Annotated in this window: 1 protein-coding gene; it reads left to right on the forward strand. The window is 77.0% G+C overall.

The features are described from left to right. Nucleotides 1–249 precede the first annotated feature (249 nt). A partial coding sequence (locus HMPREF0731_RS22130; RefSeq protein ID WP_007006498.1) for a TroA family protein occupies nucleotides 250–820 on the forward strand: 571 nt, incomplete at its 3' end.

Consider the following 820-nt stretch of genomic DNA (forward strand, 5'->3'; position numbering starts at 1 on the left):
CTGCATCGGGGCGCCGGCGGCGGTGCTGGGCAGCGGGTTGGCCAGGCCGCGCGGCGCCAGCGTCAGGCCGGCCAGCAGCAGCAGCAGGGGGGAGACGGCCAGCAGGCGAAGGGGGGCGTGCATGCCGGCCAATCAGCAAGCCGCGTGCCAGGGAGATTTTCGACCCAGGGTTGCATGCGAATGATTCACACTCCGGCAACGCTTCCGCCTTAGCAGCACAGCAACTCCCACGGAAAGGTGACCCCTCGGATGCGTGCCACCCCCCTGCCCGCCGGCGCTGCCATCGGCCAGGCCGCGCCGCGTCCGGCTGCCTCCGGGGCCGATCACGCCACGTCCCAGCTGTTCGTGGCCAAGCTGGAGGCCGCCGCCCAGCCGGCCGTCGCCGCGCCGGCGCTGGCCGCCGCGGCGCCGGAGGCGGGGCTCACCGTCACCGACATGCTCGGCCGGGTGGTGACCCTGCCGCGCCCGCCGCGGCGCATCGTCCTGCTCGACGCGCGGGACATCGTGACCATGGCGCTGCTGCATCCCGACCCCGCCGGCCTCGTCGCCGGCTGGGCGGGGGCCGAGCTGCTCGACAGCGAGGTGCTGCGCCAGGGCTACGCGGCGCGGCCCGGCGGCGGCGCCATCCCGGTGGTCGGCGGCGCCACGCCGGACTCCCGCTCGCTGGAGAGCATCCTGGCCCTGGCGCCCGACCTGGTGGTGGCCACCGCCCAGGCCGAGCCGGCGCTGGCCGGGGGCAGCCTGCCGCGCCAGCTGGCGGCGGCGGGCATCCCCACCCTGTTCAGCAGCGCCGATGCCAACACGCCGGGCGCCGCGGGCG

The sequence above is a fragment of the Pseudoroseomonas cervicalis ATCC 49957 genome, from assembly GCF_000164635.1.
GTDB lineage: Bacteria > Pseudomonadota > Alphaproteobacteria > Acetobacterales > Acetobacteraceae > Pseudoroseomonas > Pseudoroseomonas cervicalis.